The sequence below is a fragment of the Pseudomonas botevensis genome, from assembly GCF_019145475.1.
Classification (GTDB): Bacteria; Pseudomonadota; Gammaproteobacteria; order Pseudomonadales; family Pseudomonadaceae; genus Aquipseudomonas; species Aquipseudomonas botevensis.
Genome location: NZ_JAHTKI010000008.1, coordinates 15,482 through 42,171, shown reverse-complemented (window position 1 = coordinate 42,171; position 26,690 = coordinate 15,482). Strand labels below are relative to the sequence as shown.

16 protein-coding genes are annotated in these 26,690 nt (G+C 63.1%); 6 read left to right on the top strand and 10 right to left on the bottom strand.

Features of this window, described 5'->3' with window-relative positions; translation table 11 throughout:
- Positions 1 to 151: 151 nt before the first annotated feature.
- Complete coding sequence (locus KVQ74_RS12235; protein ID WP_217831339.1) at positions 152 to 1,084, top strand: DMT family transporter; 933 nt, start codon at positions 152 to 154, stop codon at positions 1,082 to 1,084.
- Here the strand turns inward: KVQ74_RS12235 and KVQ74_RS12230 are convergent.
- Positions 1,029 to 2,210 carry an MFS transporter gene (locus tag KVQ74_RS12230; RefSeq protein ID WP_217831338.1) on the bottom strand — a complete coding sequence of 394 codons (1,182 nt, stop codon included), beginning with the start codon at positions 2,208 to 2,210 and terminating at the stop codon, positions 1,029 to 1,031. The genes KVQ74_RS12235 and KVQ74_RS12230 overlap by 56 nt on opposite strands.
- Positions 2,211 to 2,314: 104 nt before the next feature.
- On the opposite strand from KVQ74_RS12230, the gene ptrR reads away from it, so the two are divergent.
- Both ptrR and KVQ74_RS29405 read left to right on the top strand, forming a co-directional pair.
- Positions 2,315 to 3,208, top strand: coding sequence for a putrescine utilization regulator PtrR (ptrR, locus tag KVQ74_RS12225; RefSeq protein WP_217831337.1), 894 nt, complete (start codon positions 2,315 to 2,317; stop codon positions 3,206 to 3,208).
- A gap of 142 nt (positions 3,209 to 3,350) precedes the next feature.
- The gene (locus tag KVQ74_RS29405) at positions 3,351 to 3,479 is read left to right on the top strand and encodes a PA1414 family protein (RefSeq protein ID WP_007914492.1); all 129 of its coding nucleotides are present in this window, start codon (positions 3,351 to 3,353) and stop codon (positions 3,477 to 3,479) included.
- 108 nt (positions 3,480 to 3,587) lie between these two features.
- Here the strand turns inward: KVQ74_RS29405 and KVQ74_RS12220 are convergent, their stop codons facing one another.
- The 6 genes from KVQ74_RS12220 to speB form a co-directional block, all read right to left on the bottom strand.
- Positions 3,588 to 3,836, bottom strand: a complete 249-nt coding sequence (locus KVQ74_RS12220; protein ID WP_217831336.1) for an acyl carrier protein — start codon at positions 3,834 to 3,836, stop codon at positions 3,588 to 3,590.
- 44 nt (positions 3,837 to 3,880) lie between these two features.
- The gene (locus tag KVQ74_RS12215) at positions 3,881 to 4,606 is read right to left on the bottom strand and encodes an MBL fold metallo-hydrolase (protein WP_217831335.1); all 726 of its coding nucleotides are present in this window, start codon (positions 4,604 to 4,606) and stop codon (positions 3,881 to 3,883) included.
- Between the two features lie 83 nt (positions 4,607 to 4,689).
- Positions 4,690 to 6,069, bottom strand: coding sequence for a sodium:solute symporter (locus KVQ74_RS12210; RefSeq protein WP_217831334.1), 1,380 nt, complete (start codon positions 6,067 to 6,069; stop codon positions 4,690 to 4,692).
- A 94-nt stretch (positions 6,070 to 6,163) separates the two neighbouring features.
- Positions 6,164 to 7,669 carry a purine-cytosine permease family protein gene (locus KVQ74_RS12205; protein WP_217831333.1) on the bottom strand — a complete coding sequence of 502 codons (1,506 nt, stop codon included), beginning with the start codon at positions 7,667 to 7,669 and terminating at the stop codon, positions 6,164 to 6,166.
- Positions 7,670 to 7,724: 55 nt separating this feature from the next.
- Positions 7,725 to 8,147, bottom strand: coding sequence for a YybH family protein (locus KVQ74_RS12200; protein WP_217831332.1), 423 nt, complete (start codon positions 8,145 to 8,147; stop codon positions 7,725 to 7,727).
- 10 nt (positions 8,148 to 8,157) lie between these two features.
- A complete protein-coding gene (gene speB / locus KVQ74_RS12195; RefSeq protein ID WP_217831331.1) occupies positions 8,158 to 9,108 on the bottom strand; it encodes an agmatinase in 951 nt (316 codons plus the stop codon).
- Between the two features lie 427 nt (positions 9,109 to 9,535).
- Between speB and KVQ74_RS12190 the strand changes: the two genes are divergently transcribed.
- Together KVQ74_RS12190 and KVQ74_RS12185 are read left to right on the top strand one after the other, a co-directional pair.
- On the top strand, positions 9,536 to 10,432 hold the full coding sequence (locus KVQ74_RS12190; protein ID WP_217831330.1) for a LysR family transcriptional regulator: 897 nt from the start codon (positions 9,536 to 9,538) through the stop codon (positions 10,430 to 10,432).
- A 13-nt stretch (positions 10,433 to 10,445) separates the two neighbouring features.
- Positions 10,446 to 11,042, top strand: coding sequence for a tRNA-uridine aminocarboxypropyltransferase (locus KVQ74_RS12185; RefSeq protein WP_217831329.1), 597 nt, complete (start codon positions 10,446 to 10,448; stop codon positions 11,040 to 11,042).
- A gap of 42 nt (positions 11,043 to 11,084) precedes the next feature.
- On the opposite strand, the gene KVQ74_RS12180 is transcribed toward KVQ74_RS12185, so the two are convergent.
- The 3 genes from KVQ74_RS12180 to KVQ74_RS12170 all read right to left on the bottom strand — a co-directional run bounded on the left by KVQ74_RS12180 (position 11,085) and on the right by KVQ74_RS12170 (position 16,063).
- A complete protein-coding gene (locus tag KVQ74_RS12180) occupies positions 11,085 to 12,446 on the bottom strand; it encodes an HlyD family type I secretion periplasmic adaptor subunit (RefSeq protein WP_217831328.1) in 1,362 nt (453 codons plus the stop codon).
- Between the two features lie 9 nt (positions 12,447 to 12,455).
- The gene (locus KVQ74_RS12175) at positions 12,456 to 14,615 is read right to left on the bottom strand and encodes a type I secretion system permease/ATPase (protein WP_217831327.1); all 2,160 of its coding nucleotides are present in this window, start codon (positions 14,613 to 14,615) and stop codon (positions 12,456 to 12,458) included.
- An 89-nt stretch (positions 14,616 to 14,704) separates the two neighbouring features.
- Positions 14,705 to 16,063: a TolC family outer membrane protein gene (locus KVQ74_RS12170; protein WP_217831326.1), complete on the bottom strand. Its 1,359-nt coding sequence runs from the start codon at positions 16,061 to 16,063 to the stop codon at positions 14,705 to 14,707.
- Positions 16,064 to 16,597: 534 nt separating this feature from the next.
- On the opposite strand from KVQ74_RS12170, the gene KVQ74_RS12165 reads away from it, so the two are divergent.
- On the top strand, positions 16,598 to 26,659 hold the full coding sequence (locus KVQ74_RS12165) for a retention module-containing protein (RefSeq protein ID WP_217831325.1): 10,062 nt from the start codon (positions 16,598 to 16,600) through the stop codon (positions 26,657 to 26,659).
- The last annotated feature ends 31 nt before the right edge of the window (positions 26,660 to 26,690 follow it).

Here is a 26,690-nt window from a genome sequence, read left to right as displayed (position 1 = left end):
CAGGAGAACTATTCGAGGTCTTTTTCCAGACGGTTTTTTCTGTCCGACTGGTTGATAATTCACGGCGTGACTATTCGCCCCGGACAACGATCCGGGGCTTTGCTTTTATCTTTTGGAAAACTGCCATGTTGTTTGTGTTCGAGGTGTTGCGGTGAGCGCTGACCGGCGCAATGCCGACGGGTTTGCCTTGCAGGTGATGATCGGCCTGTGCCTGATCTGGGGCGTGCAGCAGGTGATGATCAAGTGGGCGGCAACCGACATTGCGCCGGTGATGCAGGCGGCGGGGCGGTCGGGGATTTCCGCGTTGCTTGTAGGATTGCTCATCTGCTGGAAGGGCGGCTGGGATCAGGTCGGCGCCACCTGGCGCGGTGGCCTGCTGGCCGGTGCGCTGTTCGGTCTGGAGTTCTTCTTCATCTCGGAAGGCTTGCAACTGACCACGGCGGCGCATATGTCGGTGTTCCTCTACACCGCGCCGATTTTCACTGCGCTGGGGGTGCATTTTCTGTTGCCGAGCGAGCGCCTGCGGCCGGTGCAATGGCTGGGGATCATCCTCGCGTTCATCGGGATCGCCATCGCCTTCGCCGGTGGCGTTTCCTGGGACAACCTCGACCGCCGCATGCTGCTGGGCGACGCCCTCGGCGTCCTCGCGGGCGCCAGTTGGGGCGCGACCACCGTGGTGGTGCGAGCCTCGCGGCTGTCGGAGGCACCGGTGACCCTGACCCTGTTCTATCAACTGATCGTCGGCTTCCTCGGCCTGTTGCTGATTGCGCTGCTCAGCGGCCAGGTCACCCATGTCAGCCTGACCAGCGTGGCGGTGGCCAGCGTGCTGTTCCAGGGGCTGGTGGTGTCGTTCTTCAGCTACCTGACGTGGTTCTGGCTGCTGCGCCGTTACCTGGCCGCCAACCTCGCGGTGTTTTCGTTCATGACGCCGATGTTCGGCGTCACGTTCGGCGTGGTGCTGCTCGGTGAAGACCTGAGCATGAACTTCATCATCGGTGCTGTGCTGGTGTTGCTCGGCATCACCTTTGTCAGCGCGGAACAGTGGGTGCGTCGACGCTTGCGCAAAGCGCTCGGCCAGCCGTAAGCGGTTTCCACGCCAGGCCACCGGCAATCAGCAGGCCGCTGCCAGCGATCACCAGCGCCGGTTGCAAGCCACCGCTGAAGTGACTGCTCAGCGCTGCCAGCAGTGGGCCGCTGAGCTGGCCGACCGCGAAGCACGCGGTCAGCAGCCCGGCGTTGCGCTGGGTGGCGTGGGGCGCCAACTCCCGCGAGCGCTGCATCACCAGTTGCATGCAGGCCAGGAACGGCGTGCCGCACAGCATCACGCCCAATGCCAGACCGAGGCCGCTGCCGAGCAAGCAGGCAAACACGCCCGCCGCTTGCAGCCACAACGTCGCCATCAGCCAGTGACGGGTGGTATCCGGATCGTGCCGGCGCAGACTCACCAGCAGCACACCGATCGCGGCACCCAGGCCAAAGCACGGCCAGAACAGATCGGCCTGCCATTGCCCGTGAAACTGTGCGTTGGCCATCTGCGACAGGAACGTGGCGGGGATGATGTAGCCCACGCCGTACAGTGCATACACCACCGCCAGACGCGGAATCCCGCGATTCGACGGGCTCACGGCCGCAGCGGCAAGCGGTGCAGTGGCCACCGGTTGCGGCAGGATCCGCACGATCCCCAGCAACATCACCAGCGCCACGGCGGCGTAGATCAGCCATAGGGTCGCAGACGTCTGCTGCAACAGATGTGAGACCAGCGCCAGCAACCCCGTGAGAAAAATCCCCAGTCCCGGCCCGGCAAACACCAAGGCACCCAAACGTGGACGACCCGCCGCCGCAGCCAGCGGCTGGCTCAGCGCGGTAATCATCACCAGCACCCAGGCGCTCGCCACCCCGGTGCCGAAACGCAGCAACAAGTGCGACCAGAACCCGCTGGCCCAGAACGACCCCAGCGTCAGCAGCACGCACAGCCATAAACCGCCATGCAGGCGTCGTTGCACTTGCTCGGGTCGACGGGAAAACATCGCGTCCACCGCGCCGAGCAGGTAGCCCAGGTAGTTGGCCGCTGCAATCAGACCGGCGGCGGTCAGGTCGATCTGCCCCTCACTGAGCAGGTGCGGCAGTTGTGGGGTGAGGGCGAAACGCCCGATGCCCATGGCCATCATCAGGGCAATGAAGCTGGCGGATAAGCGAATCAGCGGGGACATGGTCTGCATTCCGTTCGGGGAGCGATGACCGTCAGGCTAAGACAGATTGACTTTCCTTAAAATTGAATAATAGTGAGTAACTTGTTCTGTTATGGAGAATGGTGGTGGAATTCAGCCAACTGCGGATCTTCCAGGCCGTGGCCGAGGAGGGCTCGATCACCCGCGCCGCCGAACGCCTGCATCGGGTGCCGTCGAACCTGTCGACCCGGCTTAAACAGCTTGAGGAGCAATTGGGCGTCGAACTGTTCGTCCGTGAACGTCAGCGTTTGCAGTTGTCGCCTGCGGGAAAAGTCCTGCTGGACTACACCGGCAAGCTGTTCGCCCTGCGCGATCAGGCCAGCGCGGCGGTGATGGGCGGGCAACCGGCCGGGGATTTCGTGCTCGGCACGTTGTACAGCACCGCTGCGATCCATTTGCCGGCATTGCTGGCGCGTTATCACAAGCGTTATCCGGCGGTGAACCTGCAAGTGCAGTCCGGGCCGAGCGGCGAGTTGCTCGAAGGTTTGCTCACCGGACGGCTCGATGCAGCGCTGGTCGACGGCCCGCCGCAACTGGCCGGTATCGACGGTGTACCGTTGTGCAACGAACGGCTGGTGCTGATCAGCGAAGCCGATCATCCGCCGATTCTCAGTGCCAGGGATGTCGAGGGACGAGCGGTGTTCACCTTCCGTCATGGTTGCGCGTACCGTGCGCGCCTCGAGTCGTGGTTTGCCCACTATCAGGCGGCGATGGGCCGGGCGATGGAAATCGAGTCGTATCAGGGCATGCTCGCCTGTGTGATTGCCGGCAGCGGCGTGGCGCTGATGTCCGAATCGATGCTCGCCAGCCTGCCGGGGCGCGAAAGCGTGGCGGTACACCCGTTGGCCGAGCCGTTCGCGAGTGCGACAACATGGCTCATGTGGCGCCGGGGCATGGTCGGCGCCAACCTCAATGCGTGGATCGAGCAGCAACAGGCGCTCTATCCCGTGGCTGGCGAAGAGGTGCGGGAAACAGCTTGAACGATCGGTCAGGGATTTGGATCAATTCAGTAACAGATCATTGCGGATTTCGCCGAGCAATGCGTAGGACTTCGGACTATTATCAGTGCGAAGCGACCTCAGAATTCCGGCCGCTCAGCACCACCCTGAAGGGGGCATGACGATGAAAGAGAAAATTCAAAACTGGCTGCACGATCTGGGTGTTGCCCTCGGCTTGATCGAACCGCCTCTGCAACCAGTACCGATTCGCACGGATGACGAACAACGTCGCCGTCAGCAGCGTCGGCGCTGATGCCCCGGGCTCATGGCCCGGACGATTTGAAGACCAAGAGATCGCAGCCTTCGGTGGCTCCTGCATGAAATGATGCGGGAGCCGCCGAAGGCTGCGATCTTTTGCTTTTCAATGGCGGCCGATTTCCAGCAGAAAGCGGCTCAAGTCATTGGCGGTCCGGGCGCTCTTGAGCATGCGATCCTCTTCGGCGGTGAAGGCCGTCAGTCCGAATTCATCTTCCAGATGAAAGATCAGATCTTCGATATCCGCTTTCTCCAGTCCCAATTGCGCCAGGCTGGTGCTGTCATCGAACTCACGGCCGTCCAGCAGACGCTGGATGAACCGGTGTACGGCGGCACGCACGGCAGCTCTTCTCATGGCGGATCTTCGGGAGGGTGGGCCTGATTGGAGTACAGCAGGCCTCAACGATGTCGGCGCAACCACTCGTCAATCATCGTCCGTAAATGCTCACCGGAAAAACTGCCGAAATGCCCGCCATGCACGGTGCGGACCGGCAGCGCCTGCAAGCGTCGAAGGCTGGCGGCGTAGTCATCCAGGTTGGAGTGGTAGGCGTCTTCGATCAACGGCCCGTCGTAGATGATGTCGCCGCTGAACAGGGTTTCGCTGGCCGCCTCGTACAGGCTGATCCCGCCCGGCGAGTGTCCGGGCGTGTGCAGCACTTGCAGCGTGCGATTGCCCAGGTCCAGCACATCGCCATCCTCGATGAAACCGCTGGCCGGCGCGGCCTTGACCCGATATTCGGCGTAGCACAGCGGGCAGTCCGGGTGGGCTTCGAACATGTCGTCGCCGACGAAGGCGCGGCTCAGGTCGTTCTCGCCATCGGGCGCGGCGAGGATGTCGGCCTCGGCCGGATGCACCAGGCGTTCGGCGAATTCGTGATGGCCGGCGATATGGTCGAAATGGCAATGACTGGCCACCGCCACCAACGGCCGCTCGGTCAGCCACGGCAGTTGCTCGCGCAGGCTGACCAGCCCGGAGCCGCTGTCGAGCAGCAAGTCCTTGTCGCGACCCTGAACGTGCCACAGGTTGCAGCGGTAGAACGGGCGGATGTACGGCTCGTGAATCAGGCGGATGCCGTCGCTCAGGGTCTGCACCTCGAACCACTGGTCGCGGGAAACGATCTTCATGAATCATTTTCTCCAGACGAAAAAAACGGGTGTGGCAACCGACGCCACACCCGTCGAAGAAAGCATCAAGTCGTTACGTTAGCTTAGATCGCGCTCGCCACCGAAGCCGGGCGGCGGGAGAACAGGCTGACCACCACGAAACTCACCAGGCCCACGGCCAGGCTGTAGTAGATCGGGGTGTTGGCGTCCAGGCCGTCCTTGACCATGAACAGCAGCGCCGTGGCGAAGCCCAGGCCCATGCTGGCGATGGCGCCGGCGGTGGTCGCGCGTTTCCAGAAAATCGCACCGATCAGCGGGATCAGCATGCCGCCCACCAACAGGTTGTACGCCAGGGTCAGGGCGCTGATCACGTCGTTCACCACCAGGGCGATACCCAGCACGACGAAACCGGTCAGCAGGGTGAACAGGCGGTTGATGCCCAGGCTCGATGGTTTGCCGCCACGCAGTTTCGGCAGCAGGTCTTCGGTCAGGGTAGTGGCCGCCGCGAGCAGGCCGGCACTGGCGGTGGACATCATGGCCGCCAGCGCAGCGGCGATCACCAGGCCGCGAATGCCGTCCGGCAGCGACAGTTTGACGATGGCGGCGAAGGCGTTGTTGACGTTGTCCAGATCCGGGATCAGGACGTGGGCCGCCATGCCGATCAGGGCGCAGGCCAGGCCGTAGAGGATGCAGTAGATACCGGCGAAGCTGCCGGCGTACTGGGCGACTTTTTCGTTCTTGACGGTGAACACCCGTTGCCAGATGTCCTGACCGATCAGGATGCCGAAGAAGTAGATCATGAAGTAGGTGATGATCGTGTCCCAGCCGATGGTGGTGAAGTTGAACGCCGCCGCCGGCAGCTTCAGCACCAGTTCGTCCCAGCCGCCGACGCGGTACAGGCAGATCGGCAACAGGATGAACATCAGGCCGACGGTCTTGATGATGAACTGGACGATGTCGGTCAGGGTCAGCGACCACATGCCGCCGATGGCCGAATACACCACCACCACGCCACCGCCAAGCAATACCGAGATCCAGAACGGCAGGCCGAACAACACTTGCAGCACGGTGCCGATGGCCAGGATCGAGGTCACGCCGATCATCAGCGCGTAGGCCAGCATGATCGCCGCGCTCGCCGAGCGAGCCATCGGGTTGTAGCGTTTTTCCAGCACCTGGGTGACGGTGTAGATCTTCAGTTTCAGCAGCGGTTTGGCGAGGAACAGGTTCAGCGCGACGATGCCGCAACCCAGCGCGGCGCACAGCCAGAAACCGGAGATGCCATGCACGTAGCCCAGGCGGACGGTGCCGACGGTGGACGCGCCACCCAGGACGGTCGCGGCCATGGTGCCCATGTACAGGCTCGGGCCGAGGTTGCGACCGGCGACCAGAAAGTCCTCGTTGGTCTTGGCCTTGCGCATGCCGAAATAGCCGAGCAAGAGCATGCCGGCGGCGTAGATGAGGACGACGAATAAATCCAAAGCCATGATGGCGTGTCTCCGATTGTCTTTTTTATGGTGAGGCCGAATTCGAATCTCCCTGTGGGAGCGGGCAGTCCCGCTCCCACAGGGTGGAGCTGCGTCAGGCGGCCTGACGCAGTTCAGGTTTTGCTGCGGCTTCGCGGCGCGAGTCTTTCGGGCCGTAGACCGCCGCCGGTTCCGGGAACAGGCTGAGCAGCATCACGTACACCAGCGAGGCCAGGCCGAGGGTCACCAGCAGGCTGATGTCGATCCCGCCGGCCAGTTCGCCCAGCGGCCCGACAAACTGCCCCGGCAGGTTGACGAAGCACAGGCCGACCGCCGCGCTCGGGATCCATGCGCCCAGACCGCGCCAGTTCCAGCCGTGGTTGAACCAGTAGCGTCCGCCCTGTTCGCCACGGGTGAACACTTGCAGGTCATCGGGGCAGTAGAAGCCGCGACGTACCACCAGGCCGATAATCATGATCACCATCCATGGGGTGGTGCAGGTGATGATGAGCACGGCGAAGGTCGACACGCTCTGCACCAGGTTCGCCGCAAAGCGTCCGATGAAGATGAAGGCAATCGACAGCACGCCGATCAGCAGCGTCGCCTTGACCCGCGACAGCACCCGTGGGAACACGCTGGACATGTCCAGGCCGGTGCCATACAGCGAGGTGGTGCCGGTGGACATGCCGCCGATCACCGCAATCAGGCACACCGGCAGGAAGAACCAGCTCGGCGATACCGCCAGCAGGCCGCCGACGTAGTTGTTGGCGGCGATGTAGTCCGGCGCCTGGATCGCGACGATGGTGGCGGTGGTCAGGCCGAACAGGAACGGGATGAACGTGGCGATCTGCGACAGCACCACCGCCGCCATGATGCGCTGCTTGGAGGTGTCACGCGGGATGTAGCGCGACCAGTCGCCGAGGAACGCCCCGAAGGAAATCGGGTTGCTCATGGCCACCAGCGCCGCACCGATGAACGCCGCCCAGAAGCCCGGCTGACCGAGGCTGACGGTGCCGGCGTAATGCACGTCGAAGGGGCCGGCGAAGGCGAAGATGCCCAGCAGGAACAGCAGGCTGGCGCTCCACACCGCGATCTTGTTCACCCACAGCAGGAAGCGGAAGCCGTAGATGCACACGGTCAGCACCAGCACCGCGAACAGACCGTAGGCCAGGCCCAGGGTCAGATCGGTTTCCGGCAGCCCTACCAGACGTTTCGCACCACCGATCAGCGCATCTCCCGAACTCCACACCGAGAGCGAGAAGAAGGCGATGGCGGTCAGCAGCGACAGGAACGAACCGACGATTCGCCCGTGGACGCCGAAGTGCGCACCGGACGACACGGCATTGTTGGTGCCGTTGAGCGGGCCGAACAGGCCCATCGGCGCGAGGATCAGCGAACCCAGCAGCACGCCCAGCACGATCGCCGCAGCGCCCGCCTGAAACGACAGGCCGAACAGCACCGGGAAACTGCCGAGCACGGCGGTGGCAAAGGTATTGGAACCACCGAAGATCATCCGGAACAAGTCCGTCGGGCCTGCGGTGCGTTCGTGATCCGGGATCTGTTCGACCCCGTGGGTTTCAATCTGCGTAAGGCTTTGGTCGTTGTTGTTGTTGTTATTCATGATCTGCTCCGATCATAAAGGCGCGCTCATCGTGCGTGAGCGTCACCTGTTTTGGCTAAGGGGGTGGCAGCCCTTCCGGCATTGCGGACAAATGTTCGTGGCAGGCCAGCCAATGGCCTTGTTGTTCTAGGCTCGACGCTTGTTTCTTGAAAACAATCGTCTCGCGCTCCTGGCTGAAGTGTTGCTCCCCTTGCATGCGCAGCTCGGTGGCCACGTCATGGATGAAGATCGCCACGTCACCCTGCAGGCTGACGAAAGCGTTGCTCGAGGTGCAGGACAGCACCTCGAAGCCATCCTCGGCGCGCCAGCTGTCCCACAACGCCTGATAGGCATCGCGCGACAGCAACGGCTGTTCGAGGGTGTAGAACACGAAGCTCGCATCGGCGCTGAACGCGCCGAAGTAGGCTTCGCGATCATTGCGGGCGAAGGCTGACACCAGATCGGCGGCGGCTTTCAGAACCTGATCACGTTCGTTCATGACCCGACCCTCAGCGGTGGACCACGCCTGGCAGTACGCAGAGCATTTCGTACAGCAGGTTGGCGGCCAGCAGCGAGGTGTTACCGCTGGTGTCATAAGCGGGCGAGACTTCTACCAGATCGCAGCCGATCAGGTCGAGGCCCTGGCAGCCACGCACGATTTCAATCGCCTGAATGGTCGTCAGACCACCGATTTCCGGGGTGCCGGTGCCTGGCGCCCAGGCCGGGTCAATGCCGTCGATGTCGAAGCTCAGGTACACCGGGCCGCCGCCGACTTTCTCGCGGACTTCGGCCATCAGCGGTTCCAGCGACTTGTGCCAGCACTCTTCGGCCTGCACCACGCGGAAGCCCTGATCGCGGCTCCAGTTGAAGTCGTCAGCGGTGTAACCCTGGGCGCGCAGACCAATCTGCACCACGCGGTCGCAGTCCAGAAGACCTTCTTCGACGGCGCGACGGAAGGTCGTGCCGTGGGCGATTTTCTCGCCGAACATGTGATCGTTCACATCAGCGTGGGCGTCGATGTGCACCAGACCGACCTTGCCGTGCTTCTTGTGGATGGCACGCAGGATCGGCAGGGTGATGGTGTGGTCGCCACCCAGGGTCATCGGGATCACGTTGTGCTCGAGGATGTTGTCGTAGGCTTCTTCGATGATGCGCACGGCGTCGAGCAGGTTGAAGGTGTTGATCGCCACGTCACCGATGTCGGCGACCGACAGCGAGTCGAACGGCGCAGCACCGGTGGCCATGTTGTACGGGCGGATCATCACCGATTCGGTGCGGATGTCGCGCGGCCCGAAGCGGGTGCCGGGGCGCAGCGAAGTGCCGATGTCCAGCGGCACGCCAACAAAGGCAGCATCCAGGCCGGCAGCGGTCGGTACGTGGGGGAGTCGGAGCATGGTGGCGATGCCGCCGAAGCGCGGCATTTCGTTGCCGCCCAGTGGTTGGTGAAGAATCTTGTCCACGGGTAAGGCCTCATCGTCTTTGTTTTATTTATGTCGGCGCGCCGTTCACGGGAGGTCGGGCACCGCTGTGGGGCCGATTCTGCGAAATGTAGTGAGGCGGAAGAATCGCTACGGACAAAAACTTAGTTCAGATTTTTCTAAACTAATGGCGAGGCGCGGGATAGACTTCGCGCTTCTCAGGATGTTCGTTCGGCGGGAGATTGCTGCCCTCACCCCGGCCCTCTCCCGGAGGGAGGGGGCGCTGATCTCCATGGCTTTCAAATTCGGCGCTCGACACTGGATTGCCTCGAAACCAGCCTGAGTTCGACTCGATGTCTCAGGTCGACGTAGATCCTGAGAACGTCTCGGTCGGCTCCCTCTCCCCCCGGGAGAGGGCTGGGGTGAGGGGGCTTATCAAGCGACACATCTCTACAGCCGGGAGTCACCCATGGCCAACGCTTTACCCGACCTGAAACTTTTGCGCATCTTCGTCAGCGTCGTGCGCCATCAGGGTTTCGCCAACGCGCAACAGGAACTCAACCTGTCGACCTCGGCGATCAGCACCTACATGAGCCAGCTCGAAGCCGCGCTCGGTCTGGTGCTGTGCCATCGCGGGCGGGGCGGGTTCAGCCTGACCAGCAAGGGCGAGCTGTTCCATCAGGAAACCCTGCGCCTGCTGGCCGAACTCGAAGGTTTCGAGCAGTACGCCGCCGCCCTCAAGGGGGAACTGCGCGGCACGCTCAACCTGGGGGTGATCGACTCCACCGTCAGCGACAAGGCCCTGCCGTTCGCCGAAGCCATCGGCGCCTACAGCCAGGAACACCCGGCGGTGCATTTGCACCTGTCGGTGATGAGCCCTTACGAACTGCAACTCGGCGTGCAGGACAACCGCCTGGACCTGGCCATCGGCGCGTTTTCCACGCGCATGAGCGGGCTGGTCTACATGCCGCTGTATCGCGAACAGCACTGGTTGTATTGCAGCAACCGTCATCCGCTGTTCAACGAGCGGCGGATCCCCGAGCAGGTCATCACCCAGCAGCGCATGGTCGGGCGGGGTTACTGGAGCCAGGCGGAGCTGGCCCGGCACGGTTTCAAGCACAGCGCCGCGACCGTGGAAAGCATGGAGGCGCAACTGATTCTGGTGCTGTCCGGCGCCTACATCGGCTACCTGCCCGAACACTACGCCCAGGCCTGGGCCGACAAGGGCGACTTGCGCGTGCTGCTGCCGGCGACCTTCGGTTATCAGGCACCGTTTTCGATGATCATGCGCCGTGGCCGCAGCCGCGAGCCGTTGATCCAGACCTTCCGCGATTTGCTCAAGGCCCAGCTCAACCAGGCTGGATAAAGGAACCGCACGCATGTCCAGACCCCAATGCCCTCGCTGCCAGCGCCCGCAAAGCCATTGCCTGTGCGAGCTGATTCCGAGCCTCGACAGCCGCACCCGGGTGTTGCTGTTGCAGCACCCGAGCGAGGTCAATCACGCGCTCAACACCGCGCGTCTGGCGGCGCTCGGTTTGAACAATGCCGAACTGATTGTCGGGGAGGTGTTCGAGGATCTGCCGGCGCTGTTGAATCGCCCCGGCTATCAGGCGCGGCTGTTGTTTCCCGCCGACGACGCGCAGCCGCTGCAGGCTTACACCGCCAGCGAGGAACCGCTGCTGCTGGTTGTCCCCGACGGCACCTGGCGCAAGGCGCGCAAGATGCTGCACCTCAACCCGCTGCTCGCGGCCTTGCCACGGGTGACGCTGGCACAGGGCGGGGTTTCCCGTTATCGGCTGCGCAAGGCGCCGGGGCCGGGGGCGTTGTCGACCATCGAGGCGATTGTGCAGGCGTTGCAGACGCTGGAGGCGCCGGCATCGTTCGAGCCGCTGCTCAAGCCCTTCGAGGCGTTGATCGAGGGGCAGATCGCGGCGATGGGGGAGGAGACTTTTCAGAAGAATCATGGCGACCGATGAGCGTTGCCCGGCCGGCCGCTTCGCGGACAAGCCCGAAGCAGCCTAGCGCTCGCGCATCGCCTCGGTCCGCGCCTTCAGCACCGGTTTGAGCAAGTAATCCAGCACACTTTTCTCGCCCGTGATGATGTCCACGGTCGCCACCATCCCCGGAATGATCAGCAGCGGTTTCACATCGCCGCCCAAGTGGTTTTTATCGGTGCGCACCTGGATCAGGTAGAAACTGTTGCCCTTGTCGTCGGTGATGGTGTCGGCGCCAATCAGTTCGAGTTTGGCGCTGAGGCCGCCGTAGATCGTGTAGTCGTAGGCGCTGAACTTGACCATCGCCCGCTGCCCCGGATGGAGGAACGCCACGTCCTGCGGACGCACCTTGGCTTCGATCAGCAGGTTGTCTTCCAGCGGTACGATTTCCACCATGTCGCTGCCCGGCTGCACCACGCCGCCGATGGTGTTGACCTTCAATTGCTTGATCACCCCATGCACCGGCGAGGTCACGGTGGTGCGGCTGACCCGGTCGTCGATGGCAATGCTCGAGGCGGTGATTTTCGACAGGTCGGTGCGTTTCTCATTCAGCTCCTTGGCCGCCTCGGAGCGGAAGGTCTGTTCCGATTCATCGATCTTGCTCTTGATCTCGTTGATCGCCGATTCGGCCCGGGGAATCGCCAGGGTCGTGGCGTTCAGCGAACCACGGATTTCCACCGCGCTGCGCTTGAGCCGCAGGATCTCCACCGGCGACACTGCACCGGTCTTGATCAGCGGTTCGGACATGTTCATTTCCTGTTGCAGCAGCGCCAGGCTGGAACTGTATTGGCCCTGCTTGGAGCGAAACTCCGCCAGCTCCTGCGTCTTCTGCCGCAGTTGTTCGCTGAGGGTGCGCTGCTCGCTGGCGAGCCGCCGCTGGCGCTGGTCGTACAGCGCCCGTTCGTCTTCGGCCACTTGCGGCGCCTTGCCGGTGACTTCGTCCGAGAGCTTCATCGGCCGGCCTTCGGATTCCGCCGACAGGCGTTCGACCTGGGCCATCAACGCATAACGATCGGCCTCGCTCTCGCCCTTGTTCGACAGAAACCGCGTGTCATCCAGGCGCAGCAGGGTGTCGCCCTTGTTCACCATTTGCCCTTCACGCACGAAAATCTCGGTGACGATCCCGCCCTCGAGGTTCTGGATCACCTGGACCTTGCTCGACGGAATCGCCTTGCCTTCGCCCATGGTCACTTCCTGGAGCACGGCGAACTTGGCCCAGACCAGCGCGCTGATCAGCAGCGCCGCCGCCAGCCACACGGTAATCCGCGACCAGCGCGGCGAGTCCTGTAGCGAGGCGCCGGCGGTTTCCGGCATGAATTCGGCTTCGGCGCTTTTGCCGAAACTGTCGAAGTAGCTGCGGGGTTTGCTCTCGGATGCAGCAGACATGGGCAACTCCTAGACCGCCGCCGAGCCGACCCGGCCCTTGCGCAGTGCATCGATGACCGCTTCTTTCGGACCGTCGGCGACGATCCGGCCGTTGTCCAGCACCAGCAACCGATCCACCAGGCTCAGCATCGAGGTGCGGTGGGTGACCAGCAGCAGTGTCTTGCCCTGCACCCAGCCGTGCAGCTTCTGGCGCAGGGCGTCTTCGCTGCTGTTGTCCATGGCGCTGGTGGGCTCGTCGAGCAGCATGATCGGTGGATCGAGCAGCAGCGCCCGCGCCAGCAACACCGCTTGGCGCTGGCCTCCGGAGAGCAGTTGCCCACGCTCGCCCACCGGCCGGTCGAAGCCTTGCGGGTGCTGGCGGGCCAGTTCGGTGACGCCAGTCAATTCGGCCACTTCGAGCATCCGCGCGTCGCTGACGTAGCGTGCGCCGAGGGTCAGGTTGTCGCGCAGGCTGCCGGCCAGCAGCGGCAGGTCGTGGGCGACGTAGCCGATCTGCTGGCGCAGGTCGGCGACATCCAGTTGCCGCAGGTCGAGATTATCGAGCAGCAGCTGGCCTTCCTCCGGTTCGTAGAAGCCCATCACCAGCCGCGCCAGGGTGCTTTTGCCTGAGCCGCTGCGACCGATGATGCCGATCCGTTCGCCGGGTTTGACGCTGAAACTGACGTTGCTCAGGGCCGGGGCGTTCTGGCCGTTGTAGTGGAAGGTCACGGCGCTGGCGTCCAGCGCGCCTTGCAACTGGGTGCGTTCGAGCGGGCGCTGTTTGCCGTCACGCTCCTGGGGCAGGGCCATCAGCGCGTCGGTGCTTTTCATGGTCAGTTGCGCTTGCTGGTAACGGGTAATCAGCCCGGCGATCTGCCCCAGCGGCGCGAGCACGCGGCTGCCGAGCATGTAGCTGGCGACCAGCGCGCCGACGCTGAGATTGCCGGCTATGATGCTGTAGACCCCGGCGACAATCGTCGCCATCCCCGAAAACTGCTGAATGAACAGCGTGCCGTTGGTCGCCAGCGCCGAGAGATTGCGCGCGTGGCTGTCGAGGCGGGTGAGGGCGCCGTGGGTGCTTTCCCATTTGTGCTGGCGCTCGCTTTCGGCGCTGCACGCCTTGAGGGTTTCCAGGCCGCCGAGGGTTTCGATCAGCAGCGCCTGACGCTCGGCGCCGAGGCTCAGGCTTTTCTGCACGGTGTCGCGCAGGCGTACCTGAATGATCATCGCGAAGACGATGGTGATGGGAAACGCCAGCAGCGGAATCACCACCAGCCAGCCGCCGAGCAGGCCGATCACCGCCAGCATCAATACCACGAACGGCAGGTCGATCAGGCTGGTCAGGGTCACCGCCGTGAGGAATTCGCGCAGGCCCTGGAAGTCATGGATGCTCTGGGCGAACCCGCCGATGGTCGCCGGCCGCGCCTTCATGGCCATGCCGGTGATGCGCTCGAACAAGGTTGCGGAGAGGATCACGTCGGTCTTCTTGCCGGCGGTGTCCAGCAAGTGCGCGCGCACCACCCGCAGCACCAGTTCGAAACCGGTGCCGATCAACAGCCCGATCGCCAGTACCCACAGGGTCGAGGTGGCCTGGTTGGGCACCACGCGGTCGTAGGTCTGCATGACGAACAGCGGCACCATCAGGCCCAGCAGGTTGATCAGGAAGCTGGCGAGGATCGCGTCGCTGTACAACCATTTCGACAACTTCAGGGTGTCGCGGAACCACGCCTTGACCCGAGGCACCAGCGGCGAGCGCAGGTCTTCCAGTTCGTGGCGCGGCCGGGCGAACAGGGCCTGACCGCTGTAGTGTTCGCTGAGTTCTTCGCGGCTGACCCATTGTTCGCCGCCATCGGCTTCGCTGGGCAGGATCAGCGCCTTGCCATCGTCGGTGAAGCGACGCAGCACGGCCGTGCGGCCGTCATTGAGCAGCAGCAAAATCGGCAGATTGAGCGATGAGATGTCTTTCAGGTCGCGGCGCAACAGCCGTGCCTGCAACCCGGCCCGGGCCGCTGCGCGGGGCAGCAGGTCGAGGCTCAGGCGTTGTTTGTTCAGCGGCAGGCCGGCACTCAGGCTGGCGCGGCTGACGATGGCGCCGTGGAGTTTGCAGAGGATCAACAGACCGTCGAGTAATGGGTCATCGAAGCTCAACCGTTGATCGATCCCGGTATTGCCGGGCTCCATGCTGGTCATATTGATCGCTCCCGCTACACGATGGCACTGGCTGCACATAAACCTGTGCAGGCGCGGCCGCCATCTGCGGCGGCGCCTGCGGGGCTACTTCATTTCAACTCAGGCAAACGGGCTTCGCTCTTGACCTCGGAGGCGGCAATCGCATCGGCCGGCAGCACCACCCGCTGCTTGCTCAGCAGTTGCCCCATATTCGACAGCACGCGGTACATCGAGAACTCCTCGGTGTAGCGCACTTCGACGTAGCGGCGGTTGGCGTTGTACAGCTCGTTTTCACTGTCGAGCAGGTCGAGCAGGGTGCGTTGGCCGAGACCGAACTGATCCTGATAGGCCGCGCGCACGCGCTTGGTGGTCTCGGCGTATTCACGGGCGGTCGGGGTCTGCTTCTTGGCGTTTTCCATGGCGTTCCAGGCCAGGCGGATGTTCTCGTTGAGCTGACGCAACGCGTTGTTGCGGATGTCCATCGCCTGATTGATCTGGTGCGCGTCGGACGCCAGGCGCGCCTTGTCGCTGCCGCCACGGAACAGGTTGTAGTTCATCACCACGCCGACCCGCCATTCGTTGTCATGGCCTTCGTCGCCCTGCACATTGTTGTTGGCGCCGACCGCCGCTTCGGCATCGAAGCGTGGGTAGAACGGCGACTTGGCGACTTCGTACTGGCTCTCGGCCGACTGCACGTCGGCCTGGGCGGATTTCAGGTACGGGTTGTTGTCGACCATGCTCTGCTGGGCTTCGCGCAGATCCGGGGGAAGCTCACCGCGCGTCGAGGCCGGGGCTTCCAGCTCGTCGGGCATGCGTCCGACCACGCTGTAGAAGTTGGCCTCGGCATCGGCCAGGTCGACTTCGGCGGTGTCGAGGTTGTTCTGCGCCAGTGCCTTACGGGCTACCGACTGGTCGGAGTCGGCGGTGCTGCCCACGCCGCGTTCGGTACGCAGGCCGATCTGGTCGTTGACCCGCAAGTGCGCCTGCAGGTTGTTGGTGGCCAGGGTCACCAGTTCGCGGCGCTTGAGCACTTCGAGGTAGACCTCGATGGTGCGCAGCGCCAGATCCTGAGCGGTGCCTTGCGCGTAATACGCGCGCGAATTGGAGACGCCCTTGGTGCGTTCGACCTCGTTGGCGGTGTTGAAACCGTCGAACAGCATCTGCCGCAGACGCAGCTCGGACTGGGTGTAGTTGAGGATCGAGGTGTGGTGATTGCCCACGGCCCGGGTGGTGGTGTTGTCGCTGTAGCCGCGCCCGTAGGCGGCGTTCAGATCGACCGACGGATAGAAGCCGCCCTTGGCGACTTTCACCTGCTCATCGGCCGACAGTTTGGCGTCCACGCGCGAGGCCAGTTCCGGGTGGGTCGCGATCGTGTTCTGAATGGCTTCGGTGAGATTCATGGCCTGGGCTTGGGAAGTGCAAGCCATGGCCAGCAAAACCGCACTGCAGAGGGGGGTTAAAACGCGCATGGGTGCATCTCCCTGAGTCCTGATGGTGTATCGCTGTCGCCAATTTATTGACGATATTTTTAGTAGAAAGCGTTTCATGCCTGTAACAACAGAGCTAAGAACATCCTGAAGCGTAGCTAAGAAAAAATTTTCATATGGGTTATGCCAAAAAAAACTTATGCGCTTCGCCAAATCCAGCACATTGTTCCACTCGAAAGCCTTTGTTTTATGCGCGCCAGGGAGTGCAGAAAGGCTTGAGGAAAGTTCCACTCACTTTGCGACATACGGGCGAAGTACTGCTAAAGGGGAGGGACGCGTAACGGCTCAGGAGCGACATTTTTTTGTCACTCGGGTGATTCACCACCGTTACGTAGCGCTAGTGGGCATGCGGCATCGATCAGGGATCACAAGTGCTTGTCGGCACTCGGGTTTCCGGCGTGGCGCCACCTGCGAAACGAACTGTCGAGGTGCGAGAGCGTCGCCCCGACAACCCGCTTGAGCCATGGGCTGCTTCGCAAACCAGCGCCGACGGTGGTCGGCAGCGGAGGAATGCACATGGCAACGCTCATCGGGATCGTCACTAAAGTCATTGGTCAGGTTTTTTCCCAGGGGGCTGATGGCAATCGGCGTGCCCTGGTCGAAGGCGATCGCTTGTTTGCCGGCGATCAGTTGATCACCGGCGCGGAAGGCGCCGTCGCCGTTCATCTGCAAAATGGCCAGGAGCTGACCCTCGGCCGTGGCAGCAGCCTGACCATGACCGGCCAGTTGCTGGCCAATCACGCGCCGCATGTCGACTCCCCGGAAGCGCTGACCCCGACCGACGCCCAACTGACCGACGTCGAGCAAATCCAGAAAGCCATTGCCGCCGGCGATGACCCGAGCAAATCCGCCGAAGCCACCGCCGCCGGGCCGGATGCACCCTCCGATCCGAATGGCGGCAAGGGCGGCGGCCACAGTTTTGTCTTGCTGGAAGAAGTCGGCGGGCGCGTCGATCCGGTCATCGGTTTCCCCACCGCCGGGTTCGGCGGCATTCCCGAGTTTCCCGAAGAACGGCACAACGCGGTGGTCGACAACGGTGACAACACGCCGATTGCACCACCGGTCAACAACCCGGTCACGATCACCGGCCTGGACGTACAGGGCGGTGAACTGACGGTCAACGAAGCCAACCTGCCGGACGGCTCCGCCGCCAACAGCGCTGCGCTGACCCAGACTGGCACCTTTACCGTCAATGCCCCGGACGGCCTCACCAGCCTGAGCATCGGCGGCATCAACGTCATCGTCGGCGGCGTGCCCATCGGCTTCCCGCAGTCGATCACCACGCAATTGGGCAACACCCTGACCATCACCGGTTATAACCCGGCCACCGGCGTACTCAATTACAGCTACACCCTCAACGGCAGCGAAACCCACGCGGCGGGTGATGGCGCCAATAACCTCAGCGAACACTTCACCGTGATCGCCAACGACAGCAACGGCGACACCGCCACCGGCACGCTGGACGTCAACATCACCGACGACGTGCCCAAAGCCATCGATGACAGCAACCCGAACACCGCGTCGCAAACCCTGCTGACCCTGACCGGCAGCGTGCTGCCGAACGACATCCAGGGCGCCGACCGCATCCCCGTCGGCCCCAATAGCGGCCCGGTGGTCGGCGGTACGTTTACCGGCACCTACGGGACGCTGGTGCTCAACCCCAACGGCACTTACACCTACACGCTCAATACCAGCGACGCCGACTTCAAGGCACTGCACGGTGGTGGCAGCGGCACCGAGACGTTCACCTACACCTTGCGGGATGCCGACGGTGATACCAGCACCGCGAATCTGGTGCTGCAAATCCACAACAACGATGACCCGGTGGTTATCAGCGGGTTGAATGCCGAAGGCGGGGAGCTGACGGTTTTCGAGAAGAATCTGGGCGACGGTAGTGCGCCGGATGCGGCTGCGCTGACTCAAAGCGGTACGTTCACCATCACTGCATTGGACGGCGTCACCACGCTGACCATCGGCGGTATCGCCGTGGTCACCAACGGCGTCGCGGCAGGCTTCCCGCAATCGGTCACCACACCGCTCGGCAGTACGCTGACGATTACCGGGTTCAACGCCGCTACCGGTGTCGTGAGTTACAGCTACACCCTGGTCGATAACGAAGCGCATCCGACTGCCAATGGCGCGAATACTTTGAGCGAGCAGTTCGGGGTCACCGTGGTCGATGACAACGGCACCACCGCCAACGGCACCCTCGATGTGAACATCGTCGATGACCTGCCAAAAGGTGTGGACGACAGCAATGCTGGCACCGCGTCGGAAACCAATCTGACCTTGACCGGCAATGTCCTGACCAACGATGTGCAGGGGGCCGACCGCGTACCAACCGGCGAAAATGCCGGGCCGATTACCGCCGGTACTTTCACCGGGACCTACGGCACTCTGGTGCTGAATGCCAACGGCACCTACACCTACACGCTGAATACCAGTGATGCGGGCTTCAAAGCCCTGCACGGCGGCGGCAATGGCACTGAAACCTTCACCTACACCATCACTGACTCGGACGGCGATACCAGCACCGCCAACCTCGTGCTGCAAATCCATAACAACGACGATCCAGTGGTCATCAGCGGCCTCGACGTCAACGGTGGTGAACTCACCGTCTACGAGAAAAACCTGAGTGACGGCAGCAGCCCTGACGCCCCGGCGCTGACCCAGAGCGGCACCTTTACCATCACCGCGCTGGACGGCGTCACCACGCTGACCATTGGTGGCATCGCCGTAGTCACCAATGGCGTCGCGGCAGGTTTCCCGCAATCGGTCACCACACCGCTCGGCAGTACGCTGACCATTACTGGGTTCAATGCTGCCACCGGCGTCGTGAGCTACAGCTACACCCTGGTCGATAACGAAGCCCACCCAACCGCCAACGGCGCCAACACCCTGAGCGAGCAGTTTGGGGTCACTGTGGTGGACGACAACGGCACCACCGCCAACGGCACCCTCGATGTGAACATCGTCGACGACCTGCCAAAAGGTGTGGACGACAGCAACGCTGGCACCGCGTCGGAAACCAATCTGACCTTGACCGGCAATGTCCTGACCAACGATGTCCAGGGTGCCGACCGCGTACCAACCGGTGAAAATGCCGGGCCGATCACTGCCGGCACGTTCACCGGGACTTACGGCACGCTGGTACTGAACGCCAACGGCACCTACACCTACACCCTCAACACCAACGACGCCGATTTCAAAGCCCTGCACGGCGGCGGCAATGGCACGGAAACCTTCACCTACACCATCACTGACTCGGACGGGGACACCAGCACTGCGAATCTGGTGCTGCAAATCCATAACAACGACGATCCAGTGGTCATCAGCGGCCTCGACGTGAATGGCGGTGAACTCACTGTCTACGAGAAAAACCTGAGCGACGGCAGCAGCCCCGACGCACCGGCGCTGACCCAGAGCGGCACCTTCACCATCACCGCGCTGGACGGCGTCACCACGCTGACCATTGGCGGTATCGCCGTAGTCACCAACGGCGTGGCCGCAGGCTTCCCACAATCGGTCACCACACCGCTCGGCAGCACCCTGACCATTACCGGGTTCAATGCTGCAACAGGCGTCGTGAGCTACGAGCAGTTCGGGGTCACCGTGGTCGATGACAACGGCACCACCGCCAACGGCACCCTCGATGTGAACATCGTCGACGACCTGCCAAAAGGCGTGGATGACAGCAACGCCAGCACCGCGTCGGAAACCAATCTGACCTTGACCGGCAACGTGCTGACCAACGACGTGCAGGGCGCTGACCGCGTACCCACCGGCCCGATCACCGCCGGTACTTTCACCGGGACTTACGGCACGCTGGTACTGAACGCCAACGGCACTTATACCTATACCCTCAACACCAACGACGCCGATTTCAAAGCCCTGCACGGCGGCGGCAATGGCACAGAAACCTTCACCTACACCATCACTGATTCGGACGGCGATACCAGCACCGCCAACCTCGTGCTGCAAATCCATAACAACGACGATCCAGTGGTCATCAGCGGCCTCGACGTCAACGGCGGCGAACTCACCGTCTACGAGAAAAACCTCAGCGACGGCAGCAGCCCTGACGCCCCAGCGCTGACCCAAAGCGGCACGTTCACCATCACCGCGCTGGACGGTGTAACGACCCTGACCATCGGCGGCATCGCCGTAGTCACCAACGGCGTGGCCGCAGGCTTCCCGCAATCGGTCACCACGCCGCTCGGCAGTACGCTGACGATTACCGGGTTCAACGCTGCAACTGGTGTCGTGAGTTACAGCTACACCCTGGTCGATAACGAAGCACATCCGACTGCCAATGGCGCGAATACTTTGAGCGAGCAGTTTGGGGTCACCGTGGTCGATGACAACGGCACCACCGCCAATGGCACGCTCGATGTCAACATCGTCGACGACCTGCCAAAAGGCGTGGATGACAGCAACGCCAGCACCGCGTCGGAAACCAATCTGACCTTGACCGGCAACGTGCTGACCAACGATGTGCAAGGTGCTGACCGCGTACCCACCGGCCCGATCACCGCCGGTACTTTCACCGGGACTTACGGCACTCTGGTGCTGAACGCCAATGGCACTTACACCTACACGCTGAACACCAACGACGCCGATTTCAAAGCCCTGCACGGCGGCGGCAATGGTACTGAAACCTTCACCTACACCATCACTGACTCGGACGGCGATACCAGCACCGCCAACCTCGTCCTGCAAATCCATAACAACGACGATCCAGTGGTCATCAGCGGCCTCGACGTCAACGGCGGTGAACTCACCGTCTACGAGAAAAACCTGAGCGACGGCAGCAGCCCTGACGCCCCGGCGCTGACCCAAAGCGGCACGTTCACCATCACCGCGCTGGACGGCGTCACCACGCTGACCATCGGCGGCATCGCCGTAGTCACTAACGGCGTGGCCGCAGGCTTCCCACAATCGGTCACCACACCGCTCGGCAGCACCCTGACCATTACCGGGTTCAATGCTGCAACAGGCGTCGTGAGCTACAGCTACACCCTGGTCGATAACGAAGCCCACCCAACCGCCAACGGCGCCAACACCCTGAGCGAGCAGTTCGGGGTCACCGTGGTCGACGACAACGGCACCACGGCCAATGGCACCCTCGACGTGAACATCGTCGACGACCTGCCAAAAGGCGTCGACGACAGCAACGCCAGCACCGCGTCGGAATCCAATCTGACCCTGACCGGCAACGTCCTGACCAACGATGTCCAGGGCGCCGACCGCGTTCCAACCGGCCCAAGCGCCGGCCCGATCACCGCTGGCACTTTCACCGGGACCTACGGCACTTTGGTGCTGAACGCCAATGGCACTTACACCTACACGCTGAACACCAACGATGCGGACTTCAAAGCCCTGCACGGCGGCGGCAATGGCACGGAAACCTTCATCTACACCATCACTGACTCGGACGGCGATACCAGCACCGCCAACCTCGTCCTGCAAATCCACAACAACGACGACCCGGTCTACCTCAATGGCCTCGACGTCAATGGCGGCGAACTCACCGTCTACGAGAAAAACCTCAGCGACGGCAGCAGCCCCGACGCTCCGGCGCTGACCCAGAGCGGCACCTTCACCGTGACCGCGCTGGACGGTCTGCAAACCCTGACCGTCGGCGGCATTGCGGTGATCACCAACGGCGTGGCCGCAGGTTTCCCACAATCGGTCACCACGCCGCTGGGCAGCACGCTGACCATCACCGGCTACAACCCGGCGACCGGCGTGGTCAGCTACAGCTACACCCTGGTGGATAACGAAACCCATCCGAACGCCAACGGCGCCAACAGCATCACCGAGAACTTCAACGTCGTCGCCACGGACACCGATGGCAGCACCGCCAGCGGCCAGATCAACGTCAACATCGTTGATGACCTGCCCACCGCGCACCCTGACGCGACGTCGGTGGTGGAGGGCGGCACCGTTAGCGGCAATGTGCTGGACAACGACATCGGCGGCGCCGACGGCCCGGCCGCTGGCGGTGCGGTGGTCGGCGTGCGCGCCGGTTCCGACACCTCGACCTCGGCCATTGGCGGCCTCAATACCAACATCAATGGCACCTACGGCTACCTGACCCTGGACGCCACCGGCAACGCGGTCTATCACAGCAATCCCAACGTGGTGAACGGGCCGGGCGCGGTGGACGTGTTCACCTACACCGTGCGCGATTCCGATGGCGATGAAAGCACCACCACCATCACCATCGACGTCTCCAACAGTTGTCTGGTCGCCAGCAGCGACAACGACGTCACGGTCTACGAAAAAGCCCTCGACCTGAACAAGGATGGCCAGGACCTTGCCGCCGGCACGGTCACCGGCAGCGACCCGACCAGCACTGGCGAAACCGCGTCCGGCACGCTGGTGGGTGCGGTCACCGGCGCGGTCGGCGCGATCACTTATGCGCTGGTCGGCAGCGCCACCGGCAACTACGGGCAGATCCAGCTCAACGCCAACGGCACCTACACCTACACCCTGACATCGCCGGCCAGCACCACACCGCATGCCAACGACGGGGCCAATACCCTGACGGAGACCTTCACCTACCAGGCCACCGACTCGCTGGGCAACGTGGTCAACAGCACCATCGTGGTCAACATTGTCGATGACGTGCCGAAGGCTGTGAATGACAGCAACGTCAACACCGCTTCGGAAACCCAATTGACCCTCAGCGGCAACGTGCTGACCAACGACGTGCAAGGCGCCGACGTGGTCGCGACCGGCCCGAACAGCGGCCCGATCACCCCCGGCACTTTCGTCGGGACTTACGGCACCCTGGTGCTGAACGCCAACGGCACGTACACCTACACGCTGAATACCAACGATGCCGATTTCAAAGCCCTGCACGGCGGTGGCAATGGCACCGAAACCTTCACCTACACCCTCACCGATGCCGATGGCGACACCAGCACCGCCAATCTGGTGCTGAACGTTCACAACAACGACGATCCGGTGGTGCTCAACGGCCTCGATGTTGCTGGCGGTGAGTTGACCGTCTATGAGAAAAACCTCAGCGACGGCACCAGCCCCAATGTGCCGGCGCTGACCCAGAGCGGCACCTTCACCGTGACCGCTCTCGATGGCCTGCAAACCCTCACCGTCGGCGGTATCGCGATCGTCACCAACGGCGTGGCCGCAGGCTTCCCGCAATCGGTGGTCTCACCGCTGGGCAGCACCTTCACCGTCACCGGCTACAATCCGGCGACCGGTGTCGTCAGCTACAGCTACACCCTGGTGGATAACGAAAATCACCCGACCGGCAACGGCGCCAACAGCCTCACCGAGAACTTCAACGTGGTGGCGACCGACACCGATGGCAGCACCGCCAGCGGCCAGATCAACGTCAACATCATCGACGACCTGCCGACCGCCAAGGCGGACACCGGCTCGGTGGTGGAGGGCGGCACGGTCAACATCAGCGTGCTGGGCAATGACATCAGCGGTGCCGACGGCGCGGCCACGGTGGTCGGCGTGCGCGCCGGCAGCAATACCGCGACGTCGGCCAGTGGCGGCCTCAACAGCAACATCAACGGCACCTACGGTTACCTGACCCTGGACGCGGCAGGCAACGCCGTCTACCACAGCAACCCGAACTCGGTGAGCCCGCCGGGCGCCACCGATACCTTCACCTACACCATCCGCGACACCGACGGCGATGAAAGCACCACGACCATCACCATCAACGTCGCCGATAGCAAACTGGTGGCTTCGGTCGATCAGGACGTGACGGTTTACGAAAAAGCCCTCGATCTGACCAAGGATGGCCAGGACCTGGCCGCCGGTACGGTCACCGGCAGCGATCCGGGCAACACCGGGGAAACCGCGACCGGTACCCTGGTCGGTTCGGTCACCGGCGGCAGCGGGGCGATCACTTACACCCTGGTGGGCAGCGCCACCGGCACTTACGGGCAGATCCAGCTCAACGCCGACGGCACCTACACCTACACCCTGACTTCGGCGCCGAAAACCCTGCCGAACGCCAACGACGGGGCGAACACCCTGAGCGAAAGCTTCACCTACAAAGCCACCGATGCGCTGGGCAACAGCACCACCAGCACTATCGTGGTCAACATCGTCGATGACGTGCCCAAGGCTGTGGCGTCGGATCGTTCGGTGGCGGCGGTGGAGATCGATTCCAACGTCCTCATCGTCCTCGACATCTCCGGCAGCATGGCCGACGCCTCCGGCGTGCCGGGCCTGTCGCGGCTGGACCTGGCGAAACAGGCCATCAGCGCCTTGCTCGACAAGTACGACGATCTGGGCGACGTGAAGGTGCAACTGGTGACCTTCAGCAGCAACGCCACCGACCGCACCACGGTGTGGGTCGATGTGGCGACCGCCAAGACCCTGCTCGCCGGCCTCAGCGCCGGGGGCGGCACCAACTACGACGCCGCCGTGGCAACCATGCAGACTGCGTTCAACACCTCGGGCAAACTCACCGGGGCGCAGAACGTCGGCTACTTCTTCTCCGACGGCAAACCCAACGAGGGCGACATCGGTAGCGCCGACGAAGCCGCGCTGAAAAACTTCCTCGATGCCAACAACATCAAGAACTACGCGATCGGCCTCGGCAACGGCGTGAGCAATGCCAACCTCGATCCGCTGGCCTACGACGGCATCAGCCACACCGACACCAACGCGGTGGTGGTCACCGACCTCAACCAGCTCAACTCGGTGCTGTCCGGCACGGTGATGGGCGCGCCGGTCACCGGTTCGTTGCTGGGCGAGGGCGGCACGTTCGGCGCCGATGGCGGGTTTATCAAGTCCATCGTGGTTGACGGCACTACCTACACCTACGATCCGAAGGCCAACGGTGGGCAGGGCGGGCTGACGTTCAGCGGCGGCACCAACCACGGCACCTTCAACACCGTGAACAACACCCTGAGCATCGCTACCAACAACAGCGGCACCCTGGTGATCAACCTCGATACCGGTGACTACAACTACACCTCGCAGAAAACCACGACGGTGGTCATCACCGAAAACATCGGCTTCACCGTGAGCGACAACGACGGCGACCTCGCCAGCTCCACCCTGACCGTGAAAGTGATCCCCAACGCGCCTCCGGTGGCGGTGGACGACCACATCATCACCAACGTGCTGTCGGGCAACATCGTGGTGCCGGGCGAGCTGCTGCTGGCCAACGACACCGACCCCAACGGTGACACCCTCAACGCCACGCCGACGTCCTTCAACACCGGCTGGGTCTCGAAAGCGGCGGACTTCACGGGCACCGGCGCGATCAGCTTCACCGGCACCAATGCCAACACCGCCGCCAACCAGAACCTGGCCAACGTGCGCAACTCGTTTGCTGCCAACGCCGCGACCATGACCGCTGTGCTGGTGGTCAGCGGTTACCTCGGCGCGGTCACCAACACCAATGCCAACGATGAGGACCGCATCACCGTCAACCTGCGCCAGGGCGAGACTCTCAACCTGGATCACAATCTGGCGGCCGGGCACATCACCATGGAGTACTCGATCAACGGCGGCGCGTACACCGCGCTGGCGGACGGGCAAACCCTCACGGCGTCGGCCGACGGGGTCTACCAGATCCACATCACCAACATCACCAACACCACGGGCAGCAACACCAACGCGGCGGAAAACTACCAGTTGACCATGACCCTCAACTACGCCGGCGCTCACGACATCACCCCGGACTACCACGGCACCTACACCGCCAACGACAACCATGGCGGCAGCGACAGCGCCAACGTGACCATCAGCTATCAGGACGGCCACACCCTCACCGGCACCTCGGGGGATGACTTGCTGGTGGCCGGTACGGGCGACAACATCCTCAACGGTGGCGACGGCAATGACGTGCTCACCGCCGGCTCAGGCAACAACGAGCTGCACGGCGGCGCCGGCAACGATCTGCTCTTCAGCGGGCCGGGCAATGACCTGCTCGATGGCGGCACCGGCATCGACACCGCCAGCTACGCCCACGCCACCGCCGGGGTCACGGTGAACCTGAGCCTGCCCGGTGCGCAAAACACCATCGGCGCCGGGACGGACACCTTGACCGGCATCGAAAACCTCGTCGGCTCGAACTTCAACGACACCCTGACCGGCGACAACAATAACAACGTGATCAATGGAGGCCTGGGCAACGACATCCTCAATGGCGGTGGCGGGGACGACTTGCTGATCGGCGGTATGGGCAACAACACCCTGACCGGCGGGCCGGGGGCCGACACCTTCCAGTGGCTCAAGGGCAACAGCGGCCACGACGTCATCACCGACTTCACCCCCGGCACCGACAAGCTTGACCTGTCGCAACTGCTGCAAGGTGAAAACGGCACGGCGGCGTCGCTGGACGACTACCTGCACTTCACCGTCACCGGCAGCGGCGCGTCACTGGTCACCAGCATCGACGTCAGCGCCATGGCCGGTGGCTCGACCAACCAGACCATCGACCTGGCCGGCGTCAACCTCGCCAGTCACTACGGCGTCACCCCGGGGGCGGGTGGTGTGATTGCCGGTGGGGCCGACACGGCGACCATCATCAATGGCATGTTGAATGACCATTCGCTGAAGGTGGACACGGTCTGAGTCAGGGCTGAAACGACAAAACCCGCCGCTC

Bases quoted from the DNA above. Each gene is read 5' to 3' on its own strand.
- KVQ74_RS12170 (WP_217831326.1), bottom strand. From the start codon at position 16,063: ATGCGCGTTTTAACCCCCCTCTGCAGTGCGGTTTTGCTGGCCATGGCT.
- KVQ74_RS12200 (WP_217831332.1), bottom strand. From the start codon at position 8,147: ATGAACGAACGTGATCAGGTTCTGAAAGCCGCCGCCGATCTGGTGTCA.
- KVQ74_RS12230 (WP_217831338.1), bottom strand. From the start codon at position 2,210: ATGTCCCCGCTGATTCGCTTATCCGCCAGCTTCATTGCCCTGATGATG.
- KVQ74_RS12165 (WP_217831325.1), top strand. From the start codon at position 16,598: ATGGCAACGCTCATCGGGATCGTCACTAAAGTCATTGGTCAGGTTTTT.
- KVQ74_RS12185 (WP_217831329.1), top strand. From the start codon at position 10,446: ATGTCCAGACCCCAATGCCCTCGCTGCCAGCGCCCGCAAAGCCATTGC.
- KVQ74_RS12190 (WP_217831330.1), top strand. From the start codon at position 9,536: ATGGCCAACGCTTTACCCGACCTGAAACTTTTGCGCATCTTCGTCAGC.
- KVQ74_RS12215 (WP_217831335.1), bottom strand. From the start codon at position 4,606: ATGAAGATCGTTTCCCGCGACCAGTGGTTCGAGGTGCAGACCCTGAGC.
- KVQ74_RS29405 (WP_007914492.1), top strand. From the start codon at position 3,351: ATGAAAGAGAAAATTCAAAACTGGCTGCACGATCTGGGTGTTGCCCTC.
- KVQ74_RS12205 (WP_217831333.1), bottom strand. From the start codon at position 7,669: ATGAATAACAACAACAACAACGACCAAAGCCTTACGCAGATTGAAACC.
- KVQ74_RS12210 (WP_217831334.1), bottom strand. From the start codon at position 6,069: ATGGCTTTGGATTTATTCGTCGTCCTCATCTACGCCGCCGGCATGCTC.
- KVQ74_RS12175 (WP_217831327.1), bottom strand. From the start codon at position 14,615: ATGACCAGCATGGAGCCCGGCAATACCGGGATCGATCAACGGTTGAGC.
- KVQ74_RS12220 (WP_217831336.1), bottom strand. From the start codon at position 3,836: ATGAGAAGAGCTGCCGTGCGTGCCGCCGTACACCGGTTCATCCAGCGT.
- KVQ74_RS12180 (WP_217831328.1), bottom strand. From the start codon at position 12,446: ATGTCTGCTGCATCCGAGAGCAAACCCCGCAGCTACTTCGACAGTTTC.